18 protein-coding genes are annotated in these 21,234 nt (G+C 52.4%); 10 read left to right on the top strand and 8 right to left on the bottom strand.

Going from position 1 to position 21,234, the window contains the following annotated elements:
* Nucleotides 1-29 precede the first annotated feature (29 nt).
* Complete coding sequence (locus tag QMG16_RS07065; protein ID WP_281793269.1) at nucleotides 30-1,943, top strand: S8 family serine peptidase; 1,914 nt, start codon at nucleotides 30-32, stop codon at nucleotides 1,941-1,943.
* Between the two features lie 251 nt (nucleotides 1,944-2,194).
* On the opposite strand, the gene QMG16_RS07060 is transcribed toward QMG16_RS07065, so the two are convergent.
* Complete coding sequence (locus QMG16_RS07060; protein WP_281793268.1) at nucleotides 2,195-5,125, bottom strand: insulinase family protein; 2,931 nt, start codon at nucleotides 5,123-5,125, stop codon at nucleotides 2,195-2,197.
* A 569-nt stretch (nucleotides 5,126-5,694) separates the two neighbouring features.
* On the opposite strand from QMG16_RS07060, the gene QMG16_RS07055 reads away from it, so the two are divergent.
* Nucleotides 5,695-6,459 carry an MBL fold metallo-hydrolase gene (locus QMG16_RS07055; RefSeq protein WP_281793267.1) on the top strand — a complete coding sequence of 255 codons (765 nt, stop codon included), beginning with the start codon at nucleotides 5,695-5,697 and terminating at the stop codon, nucleotides 6,457-6,459.
* Between the two features lie 292 nt (nucleotides 6,460-6,751).
* Here the strand turns inward: QMG16_RS07055 and QMG16_RS07050 are convergent, their stop codons facing one another.
* From QMG16_RS07050 to QMG16_RS07040, 3 genes are all read right to left on the bottom strand, one after another.
* A complete protein-coding gene (locus QMG16_RS07050) occupies nucleotides 6,752-7,099 on the bottom strand; it encodes a PAS domain-containing protein (protein WP_281793266.1) in 348 nt (115 codons plus the stop codon).
* Between the two features lie 22 nt (nucleotides 7,100-7,121).
* Nucleotides 7,122-8,807 (bottom strand): energy-dependent translational throttle protein EttA, encoded by a 1,686-nt coding sequence (ettA, locus tag QMG16_RS07045; RefSeq protein ID WP_281793265.1) that lies wholly within the window; start codon nucleotides 8,805-8,807, stop codon nucleotides 7,122-7,124.
* Between the two features lie 450 nt (nucleotides 8,808-9,257).
* Nucleotides 9,258-9,845 (bottom strand): PilZ domain-containing protein, encoded by a 588-nt coding sequence (locus QMG16_RS07040; protein ID WP_281793264.1) that lies wholly within the window; start codon nucleotides 9,843-9,845, stop codon nucleotides 9,258-9,260.
* 407 nt (nucleotides 9,846-10,252) lie between these two features.
* Here QMG16_RS07040 and QMG16_RS07035 point away from each other — a divergent pair, with 407 nt between their 5' ends.
* The 8 genes from QMG16_RS07035 (at nucleotide 10,253) to QMG16_RS07000 (ending at nucleotide 17,675) form a co-directional block, all read left to right on the top strand.
* Nucleotides 10,253-10,453 carry a hypothetical protein gene (locus QMG16_RS07035; RefSeq protein ID WP_281793263.1) on the top strand — a complete coding sequence of 67 codons (201 nt, stop codon included), beginning with the start codon at nucleotides 10,253-10,255 and terminating at the stop codon, nucleotides 10,451-10,453.
* Between the two features lie 21 nt (nucleotides 10,454-10,474).
* Nucleotides 10,475-11,221: a histone deacetylase family protein gene (locus tag QMG16_RS07030; RefSeq protein WP_281793262.1), complete on the top strand. Its 747-nt coding sequence runs from the start codon at nucleotides 10,475-10,477 to the stop codon at nucleotides 11,219-11,221.
* A 30-nt stretch (nucleotides 11,222-11,251) separates the two neighbouring features.
* A complete protein-coding gene (locus tag QMG16_RS07025; protein WP_281793261.1) occupies nucleotides 11,252-12,094 on the top strand; it encodes a rhodanese-like domain-containing protein in 843 nt (280 codons plus the stop codon).
* Between the two features lie 66 nt (nucleotides 12,095-12,160).
* On the top strand, nucleotides 12,161-12,580 hold the full coding sequence (locus QMG16_RS07020) for an NFACT RNA binding domain-containing protein (RefSeq protein ID WP_309298895.1): 420 nt from the start codon (nucleotides 12,161-12,163) through the stop codon (nucleotides 12,578-12,580).
* 305 nt (nucleotides 12,581-12,885) lie between these two features.
* Nucleotides 12,886-13,437 (top strand): glycine cleavage system transcriptional repressor, encoded by a 552-nt coding sequence (locus QMG16_RS07015; protein ID WP_281793260.1) that lies wholly within the window; start codon nucleotides 12,886-12,888, stop codon nucleotides 13,435-13,437.
* Nucleotides 13,438-13,446: 9 nt separating this feature from the next.
* On the top strand, nucleotides 13,447-14,820 hold the full coding sequence (locus tag QMG16_RS07010; protein ID WP_281793259.1) for a PFL family protein: 1,374 nt from the start codon (nucleotides 13,447-13,449) through the stop codon (nucleotides 14,818-14,820).
* Nucleotides 14,821-14,917: 97 nt separating this feature from the next.
* Nucleotides 14,918-16,723, top strand: a complete 1,806-nt coding sequence (locus tag QMG16_RS07005; RefSeq protein ID WP_281793258.1) for a glycosyltransferase family 39 protein — start codon at nucleotides 14,918-14,920, stop codon at nucleotides 16,721-16,723.
* Nucleotides 16,686-17,675 carry a glycosyltransferase family 2 protein gene (locus QMG16_RS07000; RefSeq protein ID WP_281793257.1) on the top strand — a complete coding sequence of 330 codons (990 nt, stop codon included), beginning with the start codon at nucleotides 16,686-16,688 and terminating at the stop codon, nucleotides 17,673-17,675. Before QMG16_RS07005 ends, QMG16_RS07000 begins: the two co-directional genes overlap by 38 nt.
* Before the next feature lie 26 nt (nucleotides 17,676-17,701).
* Here QMG16_RS07000 and QMG16_RS06995 read toward each other — a convergent pair whose 3' ends face one another.
* The 4 genes from QMG16_RS06995 to QMG16_RS19555 all read right to left on the bottom strand — a co-directional run bounded on the left by QMG16_RS06995 (nucleotide 17,702) and on the right by QMG16_RS19555 (nucleotide 21,204).
* Complete coding sequence (locus QMG16_RS06995; protein WP_281793256.1) at nucleotides 17,702-18,673, bottom strand: lysylphosphatidylglycerol synthase transmembrane domain-containing protein; 972 nt, start codon at nucleotides 18,671-18,673, stop codon at nucleotides 17,702-17,704.
* Nucleotides 18,674-18,758: 85 nt separating this feature from the next.
* Nucleotides 18,759-20,408: an AGE family epimerase/isomerase gene (locus QMG16_RS06990; protein WP_281793255.1), complete on the bottom strand. Its 1,650-nt coding sequence runs from the start codon at nucleotides 20,406-20,408 to the stop codon at nucleotides 18,759-18,761.
* 386 nt (nucleotides 20,409-20,794) lie between these two features.
* Nucleotides 20,795-21,007: a hypothetical protein gene (locus QMG16_RS06980; RefSeq protein ID WP_281793254.1), complete on the bottom strand. Its 213-nt coding sequence runs from the start codon at nucleotides 21,005-21,007 to the stop codon at nucleotides 20,795-20,797.
* Nucleotides 20,905-21,204, bottom strand: coding sequence for a site-specific integrase (locus QMG16_RS19555; RefSeq protein WP_373878721.1), 300 nt, complete (start codon nucleotides 21,202-21,204; stop codon nucleotides 20,905-20,907). The genes QMG16_RS06980 and QMG16_RS19555 overlap by 103 nt, the downstream gene beginning before the upstream one ends.
* Nucleotides 21,205-21,234: the final 30 nt, after the last annotated feature.

The following is a 21,234-nucleotide window of genomic DNA, read 5'->3' as shown; positions in this document are numbered from 1 at the left end:
CGCCAACTCCCTTAAGGAGAGAGATGAAAATGTCATGGTTTGCATGGGTGATGACTTTTTTTGTTTTGTTCCTGGTGCCGGCGGTGAATGCTGCGGTTCTCAATCCTGATGTGGCTTCCAGTTTAAAATCCAGGAGGCCGGATGAAAAGATTTCGGTGATCGTCACTCTTGCCGACCAGGCTGTAATCGGCCAGTTCAGTGAAATGCCACGAAGGCTTCGAAGGGCAGCCATCATCAAATCTCTTAAAGAAAAGGCGGAGCATTCGCAAATGCCCTTACGCACCTTCTTGCAAAATCGGGGCATCAAGAAATCCATTCAGTTGTGGCTGATCAATGGGATGGCTCTCACTGCAGGAGCGGATGTCATTCGCGAACTGGCGAACGATCCTCGCGTTGATGAAATCAGAATGGATGCCGTGATTCCTTTGGCCCATGTCACATATACCGCCACAACGGTGGCGGAGTGGAATATCGATCGGATTCACGCCAGGGATTTGTGGGACCTTGGTTTTGAAGGACAGAAAATAACGGTTGCGACTATGGACTCCGGTGTGGATGGAAGTCATCCGGATCTGGCCGGGTGCTGGCGCGGAGGAAGCAACAGCTGGTTTGATCCCTATGGTCGATACGCCCAGCCCCATGATTCCGATGGCCACGGAACGCTGGTTACGGGCATCCTCGTAGGGGGAAATGGTGGTGGAACGGCTATCGGTGTGGCTCCAAAAGCGAACTGGATTGCTGTCAAGATATTTGATGACGACGGAAACGCCAGAGCCAGCGCCATCCATCAGGGCTTCCAATGGCTTTTGGATCCGGACGGCAATCCTGATACGGATGATGCCCCGGACGTTTTAAACAATTCCTGGGGCTTTTCCAAGGCGGAGGACTTATGCATCAAGGAATACGAGTCTGACATTCATGCTTTGAAGGCGTCGGGAATCGCAGTGGTGTTTTCGGCAGGAAACGATGGTCCCCAGCCCGCAACGAGTTCGGCTCCGGCCAATAATGCCGGCATTCTTTCTGTGGGCGCCATCGATAGATCGAATCATCTCTCCGATTTCAGCAGCCGTGGTCCTTCCTCCTGTGATGGCTCCATCTATCCCCGGGTGGTGGCCCCGGGATCTGCCATCACATCTTCAGACCTCTCTCTTGGCGGGATTCCGGGATCGTATGCCGTTGTATCCGGAACTTCATTTTCGGCTCCCCATGTGGCTGGAGCCATGGCCTTGCTCCTGAGCGCATTCCCCGGTTTGCCGGTTCAGACCCTGGAGCAGGCGTTGACTTTTTCTTCGACCGATTTGGGAAGCAGTGGACCTGACAACAAGTATGGTTACGGACTGATTCATGCGCTCAACGCTTATTATTTCGTCAAGTCGAAGACGGTAACCACGACTCTTTACTCGCAGGCGGACCGGGATGGTTGGGTAAGGGAGTCTTCCGAGGGTTCTCTTAGAGGAGGGGCCATCAGGAAAAATGGCAGTTTGCGCGTTGGAGACGATGCGGCCAATCGTCAACTCAAGAGTATCCTTTCCTTCGATACCAGCGATATCCCGGAGAATGCGGTGGTCACCTCCGCCAAGCTCATCCTGACGCGGATGAAAGCATCGAAAACCGATCCCTTTGAAACTTTCAGAACCTGCTTTGTAGATGTCGCTTCAGGTACTTTCGGTTCAGCGGGACTTGAAAAGAGTGATTTCCAGGCGGAGGCGGCGGTGCGGCGTGCCGCCCGTTTGACTCGCCCGAAGAAAAATGGTTTTCGTTCCAAAGGGTTGTTCAATGAGGAAGGGCTTCGGGCGATCAACAAGGGAGGTTTGATACAGTTGCGAGTCCACTTTTTACCCGCCACGGATAAGGGTTCTGCTCATGATTTCATACAATTTCACGGGGATGACGCTTCATCAGCCGAAGCTCCTCGGTTGAAGGTAACCTATGTCGTACCCTGACCACCTGTACGTATCATCCTGACCGGGCAATCGATTGCCGTTCTCTTCAGGATACGTGGAGTACACGGCTGGCATAATGAAAATCGGAGGATGGCAGTAAAACTTTTTCATCCCATTCTTATCCGCAGATCACGCAAATTTTCGCAGATAAAAAAACCTTTTATCTTGGGTTGGTAGAAGACTGTTCAGCCTGTGCAATCTACGTAATATGCGGATCGATTTAGCCTGATTTTCACCTCACCATTACACGGCTATAGTACTTTCAATAGGTTGAGCCATCCAGGGCGTTCGGAATCGGTTTCTTCCATCGCAGACTGGGAGCCCAGCACCTTCACAATGCCTCTTTTCTTCACCTCGTCGAGTATATCGGCGAAGGCCCTGAAGTCCGCGGCGGTGGTCGACAGCACTTCATCCCGGATCTTCTGGCGGATTTCGTCTGTATCGCCCGTGATGTGGCGCAGCATGGACATGTACCCCTTGGCGTCGGGCAGATAGTATGAGTCCATGTTTCCGATGGCTCCAATGATGCCCTTGGTGAGCTCGTCTTCGTTCAGATCCGCATGGCGCAGGAATTCCGAAGCCTGATCGAAATTATTGAGGGTTTTCAAGAGATTGGGATCGCGATAGGAAACGAAGGTGAACATCCCCGAATGCCGGTCGAAAAGGCAGAAAGCCCCATAGGCGCCGCCCTGAACCCGGATGCGTTCCCACAGCCAGGACGTCCTCAGATATCCCGTTATCACTTGAGTCGAGCCATGAAAACGGTAACCCAGATCGTAAAGGTTGGCGCCTTTTCCGACGTAGTTCACCTGGGCGGGGATCATCAGCCCTTCGAATTCGGGCGGGTGTTCCGGTGCCCATTCGACTTCGGAGGAGGCAGCAGCGGGGAGGGTCTCCATAAAGTTTGCCAGTTGCGGTTCAAACCGCGAAAAATTCGATGCATCGAGAGTCACATTGAAAAGCATCTCATTGCGGTTGACCAAAATGCGCCGGATTTCCTCGAGGGTGTGGAGCACGCCCGGCCAGTCCGAATCCACCTGGCGGGCAAGTTGGCGGATGAAAAACAGGTAGCTGATCCCGCTCATCTGTTCCGCAGCCCAATCCGCTTCGCCGAAGTGAGAACGCAATCGGATATTGACGATCTGATGCCCATTGGGGACTAGCTTCTGTTCCTGCCTGGCCTTCTCCTCCATGACCATTTGTCGAAAGCGTTCGCGATTGTCCAGTTGCCCCCTGAGGAGCACATCCTGCAAAATGTTCAGAAGATCTTCTGTTTGCGTCAGCATGCTTTTGCCCCGCAGTATCATGCAGGTTCTGGCCTTCTTGCTGTCCTGGACCGCTGAGGTGAAGACTTCGGTTCTGAGCCCGCCGGTTTTGGCGCTGATCCGCTGGCTAAGCGCCACGAAATCTTCTTTTTCCGTGCCCATTTCCACCAGGCTGCGGCCAAAGAGGGGGATGTACGGCAGATACTTCTGGGGGAGTGTGTGCAAATTGAAAGCGATATCCAGGTAAACGATGCCGCTGGTGAAAATGTCGTGAAAGAGAATTTCCCTGCCGTTTTTTTGCAGGACTGTCTTGGGAATCACCTTGTTTCGCTTTTCGAGATCGGAAATCTTGAGCGTCGGGATCGTGGCCAGGGCTTCGGGTGGATCCGGAGTCTCCTGCAGCCTTTGCAGTGCGTGTGTGTTTTCAACGACGTTCTTCAATTGTTCGGATGTCATGGATTCCCGAATGGCTGCAAGCCGGGCGCGTTCGTCTGCCTCTTCCTTTTCCGCCAGCTTGGGGTCGGGGGTCAGAACCAGCGTGGTGCGGTGAGAATTGTTCAGAAAATATTCCTCGATAAGCTTTTCGAAATAGGGAGCGCCGGACTTCAAACGGGATTTTACCGCGGCGAGGGGAGCTTCAAAGGCCAGCAAGGAGAAAGGATTGCCGTCATAAAGCCATGTGGTAAGGGACCGAAGCATCAGAACGAGGCCCCTTGGGAAGCTTCCCGTGTTGTTTTCTCGGAGGCGAAATTCGATGGTATTGAGTGCGGCCTCGATCGTTTGGCGATCAATGCCGTCTTTTGCCATCCTTGACAGAGTGTCCAGGATCAGAGCTTCGATGCGGTCTGCATTCTCAATGGCAATCCCCTTTAGCCCCGTAGAGAAATACATCTGGCGCAGATCGCTTTCCAGCCCGACACCGGCCAGGTCGTCGCCGAGGCCCGAGTCGATGAGTGCTTTACGCAGAGGGGAACCCGGCATTCCTAGAAGGACGTACTGCAGGATCTGAAAGCTGAGATTCAATTCCGGGTCCGTCGTCTCGGGGAGCAGCCAGTTGACGGTAATCATTCCCTTGGAAGCGGCTTCACCGCCGGCGGAATCCTCTCTACCGGAGGCGAAAGAACGAACGATGCGTCGAGGAGCGTCGAAAGGCCGCTGTAGTTGAACCTGGGAGTCGGGGGCGATCTTCTGAAACTCCTTGAGATATTCGTTCACCAAACGCAGCCGTTCGTCCGGATCGTCGTCCCCGCAAAAGAAAATGCGGGCATTGGACGGGTGGTAATATTTTTCATGAAATTCCTTGAATTGTTCGAAGGTGAGATTGGGAATCTCCTTCGGGTTTCCACCTGAATCCAACCCGTAGGTATTATCGGGAAAAATGGATTGCTGAGAAAATTCGGCGAGCACATTGTCCGGTGAGGAGTAGGCCCCCTTCATTTCATTGTAGACGACGCCTTTATAGGTAAGAGGAAGGTCGGGGTTTTCCAGTTCCAGGTGCCAGCCTTCCTGCTGAAGAACGAAGGGGGTGATCCTCGGATAAAAGACCGCGTCCAGATAGACGTCCACGAGATTATAAAAATCCTGAACATTCTGGCTGGCTACGGGATAGCAGGTTTTGTCGGGATAGGTGAAGGCGTTCAGAAATGTCTTGAGCGAACCTTTCAGAAGCTCCACAAAAGGCTCTTTGACAGGGTACTTGCGTGAACCGCAAAGTACGGAATGTTCCAGTATGTGCGCCACACCGGTAGAGTCTTTTGGGGGAGTGCGGAAGCTGATTCCAAAGACTTTGTTTTCATCGTCATTTGAAAGAGAAAGGAGTTCCGCTCCCGTTTGGATGTGGCGATAAAGTCTGGCCCGAGTTTTCAACTCTTCTATGTTTTCTTCACGCACCAGTTCAAAGCCGTGAGTGATGGTCATCTATTCCTCCAACCGTTTGAGTGATTGTTCAAAAATGAGTTCAGAAGCCGTTGGATTTCCATGCGAAGCCGGGATACTGTCCTGCATCCCGGCTGAGGTGTCTGAAGGAAAAGGGGGTATATGAGGAGTTTAGGAATGATTTGATTTTTTATAGCCCCGATCCTTTTCAACTCTGTCCTTCCAAAGGCATTACGATTTTATTATTCTATAGATCGATGACGGTTTCAAGGCTTCATGCCCTCTCTCCAGCAATTCTCATTATGAAAAGTGGACACCTTCCATGCTCTTCTCGAGGGCAAAATTCCTGGAGTAAAGTCACCCTCCTTATGAGGAGGGATTAAGAAACTATCTCAAAACGATCCGAATACCCTCGATCGTCATTCCGGTGAAAACCGGATCCAGGCATTCCCGGCAGGGCTGGACACTGGCTTCGCCAAGGTGGCAGTGTGAGCGAATTTTGTGATAATTTTTAAAAGGGGATGTCTGAAGTGACAACACCGTGAAGGCCGTCAAAAATGAGAATTGCTGCTCTCATTTGAAATTTTTACAGCCATGAAAGGAACGATAGCATGAGGGTTGTTTTTTTGGGAGTCGGCGAAGCTTGTGACGAAAGATACGCCAATACCTCCATTTGGTTACGGACGGAAACGGACGGTCTGCAACGCTCTGTTTTGCTGGACTGCGGATTCACCGTGCCTTCGCTTTACTGGCGGCAGACGACGAACCCGGATGATCTGGATGCCCTTTGGATTTCACACTTTCATGGAGACCATTTTTTCGGGGTACCGGCTCTGCTCCTGAGATTCTGGGAAACAAAGCGCGAAAAGCCTTTGACGATTTTGGGGCAGTCGGGAGTCGAAGATATGGTACGCCGGACCATGGAACTTGCTTATCCCCATTTCCTGCAAAAACTCATGTATCCCCTGGAGTTCATCACAGCGGAACCGACTCGTGAAATCCTTGCCGTGGGACTCAAATGGCAATTTGCACTCAACGGCCACGGTCAGAGGGACCTGGCAGTACGCATAGAAGATGGAGCGCATTCCGTTTTCTATAGCGGCGATGGTCTGCCGACTCCTGAAACGGCTGCGCTGGCGGAGGGATGCGACCTCGTGATTCACGAGGCCTTCCGCATGGAGGGGGTGACCCCCGGACATGGGACTGTGAGGGAATGCATCGATTTTTCCCGCCGAGCCCGCGCTGCATCCCTCGCCCTCGTGCATCTGCAGCGCGACGAAAGAAAAGAGCGTTTCTCGGACATCCTGAATCTGCTGAAGGGGATCGAGGATATTCAGGTATTGCTCCCGGAACCGGGGGATGAATTGAATCTGTAGCCGTGCTTGCAGGCTGCCTCGCATTACTCCTTTCAGACTAATATGACATTGTCATATTCACCTCACAGATATGGAGAATACAAGGATTTCATCTGAAAGTCTTTCTCCGTGGTTCGGATGAAATCCGACAATTTCAAGTTAGAAACCTATCCGGAAACCTCCTGTGGACCTTGGCCCCCCCTTAATCCCCCTCGAGAGGGGGATTTGAACCTTCGAGAGCAATTTTATGCTTAACCTGACGTCAATCTGCCTGTTTCTGATGGAAATCTTCTGTGCTTTCTCTGAAAATGGTTCAGGTGTTGTCCCTTACGAAATGGGGAATCTGGGCGGGGATTTTTAAAGAGAATTCCACAAAGCCGCGGTATTCGCCATTTTCATACCATGGAACCTGATGGATGAATTTCTTTACACCGTTTTTTTCGATGGTGTAGGTGTTTTCCCTTTGTGTGGCCAGGAGTTTCTTGAGTTTTGACCTTGCGGGTTCCGGGTGGCAGTCCAGCAGATTGGTGCCGATGAGCTTTTCCCCTCCATTTTTCTTGAAGGCTTCTATTGCCGCATCGTTCATCTCCAGAATGATGCCTTCGGAGTCGCAAACGGTGATGGTACCCGGAAATTCTTTTACCCATTCGTGATTTGACATGATGCCCTCGTTCATGATTGACCTAATCTCTCGTCATCTGGCGGTATTTGATGCGGTGAGGCTGTTCGGCGGCAGCGCCCAGGCGCGCCTTACGGTCGGCTTCGTATTCGGAATAATTCCCATCAAACCAAACTACTTTGCTGTCGCCTTCAAAGGCCAGGATGTGAGTGGCGATTCTATCCAGAAACCAGCGATCGTGGCTGATCACAACGGCGCATCCGGCGAAGTTCTCGAGGGCTTCTTCCAATGCCCGCATAGTGTTTACGTCCAGATCGTTGGTCGGTTCGTCCAGAAGGAGCACATTGGCGCCGGACTTGAGCATTCGAGCCAGATGGACCCGGTTGCGTTCCCCACCCGACAACATGCCTACCTTCTTCTGCTGATCGGCTCCGGAGAAGTTGAACCGGGCTGCATAGGCGCGGGCATTGACCTGCCTGCTTCCGAGCTGAATGGTGTCTTCGCCGTCCGCGATCGCTTCCCAGGTGCTTTTTTCCGGATTGAGCGCCTCGCGGCTTTGATCCACATAAGCGAGTTTCACTGAATCGCCGATCCGGAAAGTTCCTGAATCGGGCTGCTCCTGGCCGGTGATCATACGAAAAAGAGTGGTCTTGCCGGCGCCGTTGGGGCCGATGACCCCTACAATACCTCCGGGAGGGAGGTTGAAAGTCAATCCTTCCATGAGGAGCGTATTTCCGAATGCCTTGCTGACGTTTTCCACTTCGATGACCATTTTCCCCAGCCGCGGCCCAGGGGGGATGTAGATTTCAAGGTCCTTGGAACGTTTTTCGCCTTCCTGTCCGAGAAGTTCCTCATAGGACTTGATGCGCGCCTTGGCCTTGGCGTGGCGGCCCTTCGGGGACATTCGAATCCATTCGAGTTCGCGTTTCAGAGTCTTCTGACGCTCGCTTTCGACTTTTTCCTCCTGTTGCAGGCGGGCTTGCTTCTGTTCCAGCCAGGAAGAATAGTTGCCCTGCCAGGGGATCCCCTGACCCCGGTCGAGTTCGAGAATCCATCCGGCGACATTGTCCAGGAAATACCGGTCGTGGGTCACGGCAATGATGGTTCCTTCGTACCGCTGAAGGTGGTGTTCCAGCCACGCCACCGATTCGGCGTCCAGGTGGTTGGTGGGTTCGTCCAGGAGCAGAATGTCCGGCTTTTTCAGGAGAAGCCGGCAGAGGGCGACTCGTCTCTTTTCCCCACCCGAAAGGACTTTTACAGGAGTATCTCCGGGAGGACAACGCAAGGCATCCATAGCCATTTCAAGACGGGAATCCAAATCCCACGCATCGAGAGCGTCGAGTTTTTCCTGCACTTCACCCTGCTTCTGAATGAGCCTGTCCATTTCCTCATCGGACATGGGTTCGGCAAATTTTTCGTTGATGAGGTTGTATTCTTTCATCAGGTCAACGGTTTCCTGGACACCCTCTTCGACGATTTCCCTGACGGTTCTGGATGGGTCGAGCTGTGGTTCCTGCTCCAGGTAACCTACTGTATAGCCCGGCGAGATCACGGTTTTTCCGTTGAATTCCTTGTCGACTCCCGCAAGAATCCGAAGCAGGGAACTCTTTCCTGAACCATTGAGTCCGAGAACGCCGATCTTGGCGCCATAAAAATAGGACAGGTAGATGTCTTTAAGGACCGGTTTCTTATCGTAATACTTGCTCACTCCAATCATGGAGTAGATGACCTTGTTTGGTTCGTTGCTCATGGGATCTGAAATCCTCCTCGGTGATGATGCATTTGAAATGAACCTGAATGAACCTTATGGGCTTTTGAATGAATAGCGAAAAGAATTCAAACCCGCCAGGCATAAAATCAGTCTGCTAAAATAACAAAAATATCAAATCATGGCACCCTGTCCGACGCCGTTTCTTTCCAGGGTGTGTCAGGAAAAACGCCTGCGGTTGATGATTGGCCGCGCAACGGCGACTCGTCATTTCGATCGCTTCGTGAATCAAAGACGGTCTGAAAGTCAATGCCGCGTATCTGTTTTGCGTCGAATAGTCAAGGAGATATTCCCGGAGGTTGGTCTTCTTGGAAACGGGAGACGACTTGCTCTTTTGTCAATCATCGCTTGGGGTTTCAATCTATAGTTTGAGGGAAAGAAGGAATCACGGGATCTGTAACTTAGCCAGGGACATGCTCCTTCCCTGTGCCGTCACATGCATTCCAGGTCTCGTGTTCTGATGATTTCTCTCTGCCGCTTGAGAGTGTATTGAAAAATTTTATCTCTTATTTCTTCGTCCATTTCGCAGAAGCGTACGGCCACTTCGTACTCGTTTGGGGAGATTTCTTTATTCCTCATGACCTTACCATACACTGCAATCCACAATGGAACATTCGTTGGGAGATATATTCCGATTTCAACGAAATCCCCAATTTCAAAACGCTCAGATGCCTTGGTTCTCAGGCCCGAAGCGCTGAGAGAGACCACTTGCCGTTCCACCTTATTCAATCCCTCCCTCTCCAGACAGAATTGATCCAGTATAAGATTCAACTTGGTGTTGATCTCTACAAGCATTTTCCATATTTTGGGATTCACTGAGTCTTGCAGCATGTCGTCATAGGCTGTCGATGCATCCGATCCCGAGCGAAAACCGGAAATTATTCTTGCTTTCATGCAGGAGCAGTCGCCCGAAACCTTCTTGAGGGTCACTGGCAAGAAATCGTCCACGCGGAAGTGGTGCCGTTTTTCTCCTTGTCGTGCGTTCTCAACAGGCGTGTTTGGTCTGTCATCCTTTGGCATCGTATCATCCTTTCAGCGCAATCATTGGGGAACAGGCTATCGCCCTTTCTCCCTCATTTTTTCTTGACATTGTCGGATTTCATCCGAATCACGGAGACACAGAGGGCACAGAGAAGGACCTTCAAAAGAAATCTTTGTGCTCTCCGTGTCTCTGCGGTTAATGTGACAATGTCGCATTGTCTATGTAATATGAAAGAATCGGGAAACTCGCAATATCTTTCTCCTCGGTTCATGTCCACAATGACTGCGATAGATCTTCATTCTTGCAAGTTTTGTATTCTCCTCTAAAATCTTGTATTTGCCCTTTAAGATCATTAACCTTACTCATGCGATTCAATCTTATGGCTGCGAAAAATTAGAGTTTCCAACATTTGGATCATTGGATCAAATGAAAGGGGGGAGATGGAATGAATTCGCAAAATGTCACAGAAGTGGTTGTTGTAGATATTAAAATGAAATTCTGGTCCATGGTGATATTTATGGTGAAGTGGGTGATCGCGTCCATTCCGGCCTTCATCGTCTTGGCTTTGATCGGTACATTGATCATGGCATTCTTTCAAGGCTTTTTTGGAATGGGAACCATGTGGTGGCAAGGCCGGATGCATTGAAGATCTTCAAAAGGAGGGGATATGCAGGTCATAACACACCAGGATTTCCTTGAAGAATATACGATGGATCCTGCGGCGGCGCCGGGGCGGATTGAATGCATCTTGAAAGCCGTCGAGGGGGAAGTCGTCTTTGAAGAAGCCTTCCCCGCAGGATATGACGACATTCTTGCTGTTCATACGAAAGGGCATGTGCAGAGTGTGGAGCGCAGAAGATTGTACAACATCGCTGCATTGGCTGCAGGCGGGGCCGTTCAGGCCGCAGAGAAGGGACTCTCGGAACCCTGTTTCGCCCTGGTGCGTCCTCCGGGGCACCATGCATCGGCGGACAGTTCCTGGGGATTCTGCTATTTCAACAATATGGCCATTGCCCTGGAACATCTGAAACGAAACGGCCTCATAAAGACTGCCCATATCCTGGACTTCGACATGCATTACGGCGACGGCACTGTTTCCATTTTAGAGCATAAGGGTTATGTGACTATTCATAATCCCGATTCGGATGACCGGCTGATCTACCTCGATGAAGTTGCAAGAAAGCTTGCGTCGGTAGAGGTGGATATCATCGGCGTGTCCGCCGGGTTCGACAATCATGTGGAAGATTGGGGGCGGGTACTGCTTACGGAAGACTACCGGACCATGGGGCGCATGGTTCTGGAACGATGCAGGAAGCTGGGCGCGGGGTGTTTTGCGGTCCTCGAAGGGGGGTACAATCACGAAGTGCTCGGGCAGAATGTGCTCGCTTTTTTGAAAGGCCTCAAAGGTGATTGATGTCCGCTTCGGGAAATGAGGAGAAATGGAATGCAGAGGAGAAAAGATCCAGACCGCCCCGGCAGCATGTTTCCCGATGATGCCAGGGAATTCATGGAAAAAAACAAGGAGGGGACATACATCCTGCTGGATGTGCGCCAGCCTGTCGAGTATGAAGAAGCCCATCTTCCCGGCGCCAGGTTGATGCCTTTGCCCAGCCTGGCGGATTCACTGGATGCACTGGATCCCACGAAGCCGATCCTTGTCTATTGCGCCGTGGGTGGAAGGAGCCAAATGGCGGCGCAGATGCTGGTTCACCAGGGGTTCAAGGACGTCTACCACTTGCAGGGAGGGATCGATGCCTGGGAGGATGCCACTGCCGTGGGGCCTGTGGAGTTTCATTTGAAGTTCGTGCGGGGAGATGAGACGCCTGAAGAGATCGTCAAGCTGGCCTACCGCATGGAGGAAGGGCTGAAAAAGTTTCATGAGGCCGTGAGATCGAGAACGGACGATCCGGTGTTCTCCGATCTTCTGAGTGGTCTCATCAAAGCCGAAGAAAGCCACGAAAGGACACTGCTTGGACTGCTGCCCACAGAGGAAGAGAGGGAAATGGTACTGAAGGCTCTTTCTGAAAATGCGGACAAGGACCTGATGGAAGGGGGCATGAACATTGCCGACTTCATGAAAGAGAATGAAAAGTTCCTACAGTCCGTTTCCGGGTACCTGGAACTGGCCATGATGATCGAGACTCAGGCATTGGATCTCTACCTGAGAATGGCCAATGAATGCGCCAATGCGGAAACGAAAAATGTCCTCCTTCACATCGGCGATGAAGAGAAGGCGCATCTCTCGCTTCTGGCCGGTGCTCTGGAGGAAAAATGGCAGTCCCGATGATCCAACCCGTCGCCGCCCTTTTGCAAGGGATTTCAGGGCGCCGGAAGATTGCTGAAAAATAAGATCATGCAGAATATGGAAAAAAATTTCAAACCCAGGGGACCTCAGGTTCATGAGTATGAACTCCCCGGAGGTTGGGTTGTGATGGCTGGAAAAACCGATGAGGACAACGACCGGCTGAGCATCAAAGTTGCCAAACCTGACGATTGGTGGTTTCATGTGCGCGGTATGCCTGGAAGCCATGTGATCCTGAGGGCAAAGCCCGGAGAGGAGCCGGACCGGGAGACACTCAAGAGGGCTGCCGCCATTGCAGCGTATCACAGTAAGGCGCGCGCGGGGGGAGTTGTGGCCGTTTCCTGCACGCGGGCCCGCTATGTCACCAAGCCGGCGGGAGCCAAGCCGGGGATGGTGCAGATCCGCAGGGAGACCCTCATCAAAGTCAGGCCGGGCTTGCCTGAAGGCGGGCAATCTATGGATGCGGAATGATTCCTCGCACCAAGAGCCATGAGCCATGAGCTATGAGCCATGAGCTATGAGCCATGAGCTATGAGCCATGAGCTATGAGCCATGAGCTATGAGCCATGAGCTATGAGCCATGAGCTATGAGCCATGAGCTATGAGCCATGAGCTATGAGCCATGAGCTATGAGCCATGAGCTATGAGCCATGAGCTATGAGCCATGAGCTATGAGCCATGAGCTATGAGCCATGAGCTATGAGCCATGAGCTATGAGCCATGAGCTATGAGCTTTTTTATACGGATATGGAGGGCCGATTGAGGCAATACATCATATGAAAAAAATAATTATTACCGTATTGGGGTGTGACAGGCCGGGGATTGTGGCGGCGGTGTCTCAAGTCCTGTTCGAACATGAATGCAATATCGAGGATATCAGCCAGACCATTTTGCAGACGGAGTTTGCGGGGATTTTTATCGCCACTTTCCCTGGCGGGATGAAGCAGGAAGAGTTGCTCGCCAGCCTGGAAAAGAGGCTCAAACCCATGGGACTTTCAGTTTTCCTGAAGGAAATGCAGACAGTGGAGGTCGAAACCGTTCCTCCGAAGGAGCCTTTTGTCATCACGACCCTGGGGCCGGACCGCCTCGGTTTGGTGGCGGGCATAACCAGTTTGCTGAGCGAGTTCGGCATCAATATAACCCATCTCCAGGCTGCCTTCCGTGGAGGGGAAGATCCCCGGCGCAATGTCATGATCTATGAGGTCGACATCCCCGTTGAAACGGATCAGAATGCTTTTCGAGCCGCCCTGTTCGAACGCGCAAAAGAGCTCGGCCTCGATGTCAGTCTGCAGCATAGAGATATTTTCGAAGAAATTCACCGGGTATAGGGAATCACCATGCTTACAGATCGGGAAGTACTTTCCACTTTTGAGATGCTCAAGAATGAACACCTGGACGTACGCACCGTTACGTTGGGGATCAGCCTTTTTGATTGTGCCGACCGGGACCTGAAACGCTTCAAGAAAAATATTCACGACAAAATTTCCCGTCTTGCGCGCAACCTGGTCGTGACGTGTGACGAGGTCGGTGTAAGATACGGGATACCCATTGTGAACAAGCGCATTTCCGTGAGTCCTGTCGCCGTGGCTGCCTGTCCGTTTTCAGCCGGGCAGATGGTTGAGATCGCTCAGACTCTGGATGATACGGCCAGAGAAATCGGCATCGATTTCATCGGGGGCTTCAGTGCCCTCGTGGAAAAAGGGATGACCACGGGAGACCGTGCCCTCATCGAAGCCATTCCGGAAGCTCTCACGGCAACCGAGCGTGTCTGCGCCTCGGTGAATGTGGCTTCCACGCATGCCGGCATCAACATGGATGCGGTCTATCTCATGGGACAGACCATCAAGCGGGCCGCACATCTCACTGAAAAAGCGGATGGCATTGCGTGTGCCAAACTCTGCGTTTTTGCCAACATCCCCCAGGATGTCCCTTTCATGGCGGGAGCCTACCTGGGGGTCGGCGAACCGGATGCCGTGATTAATGTGGGAGTCAGCGGTCCCGGCGTCGTGCGGAAAGCCATTGATCGGGCCCGTGCAGTCAATCCCAAACTGGATCTGGGGGAGCTTTCAGAAATCATCAAACGCACGGCCTTCAAAGTCACGCGGGTAGGGGAGATCATCGGCAGGCAGGTGGCCAGAAAGCTCGGTGTTCCCTTCGGAGTTGTCGATCTCTCCCTGGCTCCGACACCCAACGTGGGCGACAGCGTGGGGGAGATCTTTCAGAGCCTGGGCCTGAAGTCCATCGGGGTACCCGGTTCGACGGCCGTGCTTGCCATGCTCAATGATGCGGTGAAAAAGGGTGGGGCCTTTGCCAGTTCCTATGTGGGCGGGTTGAGCGGGGCCTTCATTCCAGTGAGTGAGGATTTGAACATTGCGGAAGCCGCGCGCAAGGGCCATTTGACCCTGGAAAAGCTGGAAGCCATGACCAGCGTGTGCTCTGTGGGATTAGACATGGTGGCCCTTCCCGGCGAAGTATCGGCAGAAACCATTGCCGCCATCATTGCCGACGAAATGGCGATCGGTGTCATCAACAAGAAGACCACAGCCACCCGTCTCATTCCCGTACCGGGCAAGAAAGCCGGAGAAAAAGCCTTTTTCGGTGGACTGCTCGGAGAAGCGACGATCATCAAGGTGGCCGACAACGGTGGATCACGGGAATTCATGTCCCTTGGAGGGCGCATCCCGGCACCCATGCAAAGCCTGGTCAATTGAGAGGATCGTGAATCGGGCCGGCTTTCCTTCTTTATTGGGAGGGCGGCCCTGAACCTTGAAAAGCATGTCCCCGGATACCTATTTCACAGAGAATCCCATGTCTGAGGTGTATCGAACCTTTTCCGGTAAGACGAACGAACCTGGAAGTCACTTGGCCTCCTGTGTCGCAGTGCGCCGGTTTTCCGAGATTCACGCCCGAAAAACGCTTTTGATACTCATCGGCTTTCTGCTCTTGACTTACATGGTGCATGGATTTGGAAAGGCATTCGATGAAGATGAATTTCAGTCGATGCTTCTGGGGATCAACATCGCTCAGGGCAAATTGCTTTATACCGAAATGTGGGACAACCACGGACCTCTGCTCAGTTTGATCCTTGCCGGGATGTACCGCCTTGTGCCGTGGCAGTCGCATTGGGTGATGCTCCTGGGGCGTCTTCTCATCCTTTTGTGTCTTCTGGGAACGCTTTACATCTATTATCGCCTCGCAGAAGAAATCTTTCCCCAATCATCGTTTTTCCCTGAACTGGCATGCTTCTTTCTCCTGCTCTCGGAATTGACCGCGCTGGCTGCCGTCGAAATACGTCCCGACAACCCCATGAATCTCATCTGGACAAGTTCTTTGCTCGTGTGGTTCCGGGCCTGGAATTCTCGAAAAGTGCCGTTTTTTTTTTGGAGCGGACTTCTGCTGGGTTGTGCCTTCTGGTGTTCTCTCAAGGCTCTGGTGCTTGGAGGCGCTGTCGGCGCCATGTTTGTGACGGGTATGATCCTTGAGAAGAGAATCCTGTGGAAACCTCTTCTGACTTTCGGAGTTGGAACGGTCTTTGCCCCTCTTGGGATGGTTCTGTTTTTGGCCGCCCAGGGTAACCTGGAAGCCTTTTGGACGACGTATGTTCTGCAGAATGCGGACCGTCTCCATGAGTCTTTTTTCATTGCCTTTTTTCTTGTTCCCTATTGGGCGCCCCTTGGTGGCTCCTTTCTATATTTCAGTCTTTTTTATGCAGCCCGAAAGGTTTTTCGGAAAGAAACGGTGCCCGAGAGAATCCTTCTGCTGCTGGCATGCTCGTTTTTCTTGCTGATCCAGTACTGTTTTCTTCTACCCACGCATCACGAACAGAGTACTTTGCCGTTTCTCATGACGGGTACCCTCGTTCAGGCATGGGTGTTTCTCCTCCTTTTCCAACGCTTCGAGACTGCACGTTATTCCATTTTCCGCAGGCTCCAGCCGGGTCGAGCCCATGTTGCGGCTCTCGTTTTGTTTCTTCTTGTCTCCACCGCCGGCTTGCACCAGTGGTTTTGGATCAAATCCGTGGAAAAAATCAAATGGGCGGATGGCCTTCTGGAACGAATCGATCCGGGAGAATATGTGTTCGACGGAATCGGCCTTCCTTTGTTTCGCTCTCATCCCTTTTACTATGTTTCATGGGTGAATGCGCTCAGGGCCCGCTTGAGGGATCATTCCCTGGGAATCGATGTCCCTGCCGAGCTGGACCGAAAGGATGTCCGGTACGTGCTTCGGGATTTCCGTGTTGAGTCCATGGGGGCTTCGGTGGATGCGTTCATCCGAACCAATTATCATCCTCTGAACGATAATCTGTTATGGGCTGCGGGAAAGGTCGTACCAGAGGAAAAACACCAGGAGCATCAGAAGGTGGATATCAGGATTGCCGGTAAATATTACTGGCGGTCTTCTGAGGGAGAACTTTTCATCGGCGGTAAGCCTGCCTCCAACCCGGTGGAACTCGGAGACGGCAGCTATGTCGTCCGTTGGAAGGGAGAGGGTGATTTGATCCTGTCCGTTGCACCGCCTGAGCAATGGGCCGGGGTAGACACGGAGCGGAGCTTTCGACTCCTGAAACGTGAAGGCTATGAAAAAGCTGATCATTCAAATTCCATGCTACAATGAAGAACAGACTCTGGGGATCACTCTTTCCTCCCTGCCGCGGGATGTCCCCGGTGTGGACAAGGTGGAATGGCTCGTGATCGATGATGGTTCCAGGGATAGAACGGTCGAAGTTGCCAGGGAGCATGGAGTCGACCACATTGTCCGGCATCCCCGGAACCTGGGGCTTGCCCGGGCGTTCATGAAGGGGATCGATGCCTCCCTGTTGGCTGGAGCGGATGTCATTGTCAACACCGATGCCGACAATCAATACAACGCTGAAGACATTCGGAAACTCATTGCCCCCATACTTGAGGGTGAGGCGGAACTGGTCATTGGAGACCGCCCCATTGGCGACATCGAGGACTTCTCGATTCTCAAAAAAACGTTGCAGCGCATGGGAAGCTGGGTGGTGAGGAAAGTGAGCGGCACATCGGTGCAGGATGCTCCCAGCGGATTCAGGGCCATCAGCCGCAGTGCGGCTCGGCGCCTGATCGTTTTCGATTCATACACATACACGCTGGAAACCATTATTCAAGCGGGCAAGCAGGGGATTGCGGTCGTTTCCGTACCGATCCGTACGAATGGAAAGTTGAGGGAATCGCGCCTGGTGCGAAGCATCCCCTCCTATGTCGCCCGCTCCATCCAGACCATTTTGAGGATTTATATCATCTATTCACCCTTCAAGTTCTTTATGACTCTGAGCGGAATGTCGTTTCTTTTAAGTATTGGTTTTTTCTGTATTTTTTTATATTTTTTCGCTATGGGAAGGGAAGATACACACATCCCTACTCTCCTGACGAGCGGTTTGTTCTTTCTGTTTGCCCTCTTCCTGTTGATCCTGGGAATTCTCGCCGATCTTCTGGCTATCAACCGCAAGCTCCTTGAAGACATCCGCCGGCGCCTGTTCCGTTTGGAGGAGAATCATCCGGCTTCGGAACGGGGATTGTCTGAGGCGCTTGAAGAGATGGAATGAAACGGATAGCGAAAAAGGTGTGAACCTCATTTCCCGGTTGCCGGATCATCCCTTTCCTCCTTCGGTTTGTCGTTGCGGAAGAAGGCCGTGATTTCCCAAAGCACTACGGGAAGGCTGATGAGAGAGAGCAGCCAGTAGGCGAAAAGTGTATACCCCAACCCCACCAGGGTGGCTTCTTCCATGGGCATTTTCGAAGCGAGAAGGAGCACAAAAGCGGAATCGCGCGTACCGATTCCGCTCAGCGTGACGGGTACGAGACCGGCAAGGATGGCGAGCGGAAAGACTCCGTAGGCATACCCCCAGGATAGACCCGTATTCAAAGCGGAAGCCAGGCAACAGACGAGGAAACCGGCAATGGACCAGCTGCAGAGAGATCCCACAACGGTCTGAAGGACGGCGCCCGGCTTTTTGACCCAACTTTTGAACACTCCGAGAAGGGCTTTCAGCTTTTCGTGAACCTTTGGAGGCAGGGGCAGCTTGTGAAAAGGCAGAAACAACATGCAACCAAACAAAGCCATCATGCTTCCCAGCAATACCGCACCCGTCCAAAGTCCCCATACCGCTCCGCTGATAAAATAGCCCAGTATCCCCAGCACGCCGAGGATTGAAAAATCCACGGCCCGCTCCAGAATGACGGTGCCGATCCCCCGTGAAAGCCCCCCCTGTTTTCGCAGATAAACCGCCTTGGCTCCATCCCCCGCTTTGGAAGGAAGAAAGCTGTTGAGCACATTCGCCATCAAGACGGCGCGCAGGGCGGATGTATATCCGAATTTGAGGTTTTCCTGTGCCCGCAGGACACCTATCCATCTGAAGACCGTGCAAAAGGGGATACAGCATGTAGCTGCCAGTGCTGCGGCCAGCCAGGCCCAGTTGGCGCGCTGCAGGATCATGGCGGCACGGTTGAGGTCGATTCGCAGGAGAAGGTGAGCCACGAGCACAAAAGAAAAGCAGACGCACGCCAGCCCGAAAAATCTTTTTTTCAACTGCCTGGATGCCATATGTTTTTTTCTCGTCGGTAGAACGGCAACGGTCCCCCGGTATCCGAAGGGATCTCCTGCCCTGTTGTCGGTGCAGCACCCGTTTTCAAAGGTTCTGTTCAGCTTTTATCATGCGTCTCCAGCAGGAGCCCCCCCGACGCATCTCCTTCAGCAAGGGATCGGGCGCATAAATCCAGGGGCAGCGAAGGACGGATTCCTGGTACACGTTGCTTGCAGCGACATAAATGGAGGTGGCGTCACTTCCCGCCGCCATGCGCAGCACGGGAAGCGCGTCGGGCAGATTGTCCGTGATGTGTATGCCATCCTGACGGAATTCAATTTTTCGGTTGAAGCGGTATGGCGTGCGTTTTTTGCCCGTTATGAGGATTTTCTGCAAGAGAAATCGAAGCACATCGGGGAAAAATCGTCCAAAGGTCAGGTTGATGGCCCGGAAGAGAATGAGTTTGAGCGGGCTGGCCAGTTTCCTGGAACTCACGGAGAACACCCCTTCCACTTCAAAACATCCTTCTTCCGGTGAAGCCTTCACGCGATGCCGCTCGTCCATGAGGTGAGTGACGATAATCGTGCCGTCATCGCATTGCGCAATCAGTCCCGTATCGCTGCCGAGGCATCCGTCCAGGGAATAAACCTTGGTGACACCCCCCTTTTTCAGATTGGACACCGCATAGTACCGGTTCTTCTTGCAGATGACCATACCCGCGTCGGGCAGCCAGTGCAGGAAGTCGCCTCTTTCATTGAGGGGGGTGGGCCGTTCGGGATGAAAGTCGTTGTAGGACTGGAGCCATCCATAGACCAGGTGACAACAGAGACGGGCATCGTCCATGTGATAGCGTTTTCCCGCTGCAGCACCACGCAGAAAGGCGTCATTCAGTTGGGCGGCCTTTTCAGTGAAAGGGGCCAGGATTTCAAAGCCATGGGGATAGTAATGGTAAGTATTGCGGCTGCCGTATTCTCCGCCGTACGATCCGTCGGGATGCATGAAATACCAGGCAAATTCCACGGCTTTTATTAGAGGCGCGATGACGGAATCGTCGCCGCTTTTCTGATAGTACTTCCCGAGAAAATCAATGGTGCAGGTGTGGTATCCCGGATCTGCCCCTTCGTATTCCTGGAACCATCCTTCCTCTGGATGCTGCCATGACAGGGCCAGGGATACGCGATCCTGGGCCAGCCGCCGGTGCCTGTCTTCTCCCGTGATCTGATAGACGGTGTAAGCCGCCAGAGCTGCAAGGGCCTGGTGGTTTGAAAGCTTGCCCGCCTCATTGTGCTTTGCCAGGTAATCGCACCGTTTCCTGAAAAAATCCACCAGCCGCTCATCCTCCAATTCCAGCAGCCGATAAGCCTCGGCACAGGCGTAAGTGGAGAAGACCAGGGCTCCCATGGCCCTTTCGTACGGAAAATAGTCGTCGCATGTGCCGTCTTTCCTGGAACTCTTCAGGGCAAAGTAGATGCCCGCCTGAGCGATGTCACGCATCCGTTCCCATCCATGGTACTTGTTCCCGGGATAGTCATTCTTATAAAGAAGGGCAAATGGAAGGACGAATTCCTGGCTCATTCCGCATGGAAAATCCAGCGTGCGGTAATGCCAGTATTCACGGTCAAAGCAGCCGTAGGTGGGGCTGAACGGATTGCGGTCCACCAGCTGAGTCAAGAGAGGGATGTAAGAGAGGGCCAATTGGGCGAACAGATCCCTCGACGGAAAATCCTCGGATTTTTTGGGGAACGAATTGTCCATGCCGTCTCCTGTTATGTAGAAAAAAAGACTCATGGTTCATAGCTCATGAGAACATCGCTTTTCAAGAGCGTTTTCCGCTTTCCCCCTATTGCCTTGTATCTCTTTGCTTTCTTTAATAGAGCAAAAGGCAAGTACGCCTCGCCGTATCCCTGCTGTAAATCTCTCTCATGAATGAATTTTAATCTTTTCAAATGCTCCTCTAATGAAGGCTGCAACTGTGCCGGGAGCATGGTCCGCCGGTCTTTCATTCCCTTTCCTTCTCGTACGATCAACTGATTTCGCCCAAAATCCACATCTTTCACTCTCAGAGAGTGTCTGAAAATTCCTCTGCCTGGGAGCCGAACCTGCTTCGATTCCCCCTCAAGGGGGAATTTTAAGACAGCCTCTCAGCCAAGCACATTCCATGAGTCCAAGACCACACCCATACAGAGCAACCCGGCCATCAATCCATGAACACCCTGCATTGCCGAGAGGACACGACTCACTTCCGCCTGAGTCATGACCACTGGCAGATTCTGTGGCTTCTTGCCCCTTTCCATGGATCCAAGATTGCGCACTTCCATGCGAAGGACGTGTTTGTTGAGATAACAAGGGCGCATAGAGCTTGATTCCGTGTGCTGGAAGCAAGACGGCGGTCCGTGGTAAGATAAAAAATATATTGTGCAATTTTCTCTTCTTTCATATCGTTGGGGTGGCATACCCCGTGAAAGATGAAGTCTTTGATCCACTTGACATGGGCCGCTTCTGTCCGAATGGAGTAATGCTTTTTGCCGATTGCATCCCGCACCTGATCCATGAGTTTCATAACAATCTCCATTTCCGCATT

Source organism: Desulforhabdus amnigena (genome assembly GCF_027925305.1).
Lineage (GTDB): Bacteria > Desulfobacterota > Syntrophobacteria > Syntrophobacterales > Syntrophobacteraceae > Desulforhabdus > Desulforhabdus amnigena.
This window is presented reverse-complemented; position numbering and strand designations above follow the sequence as displayed.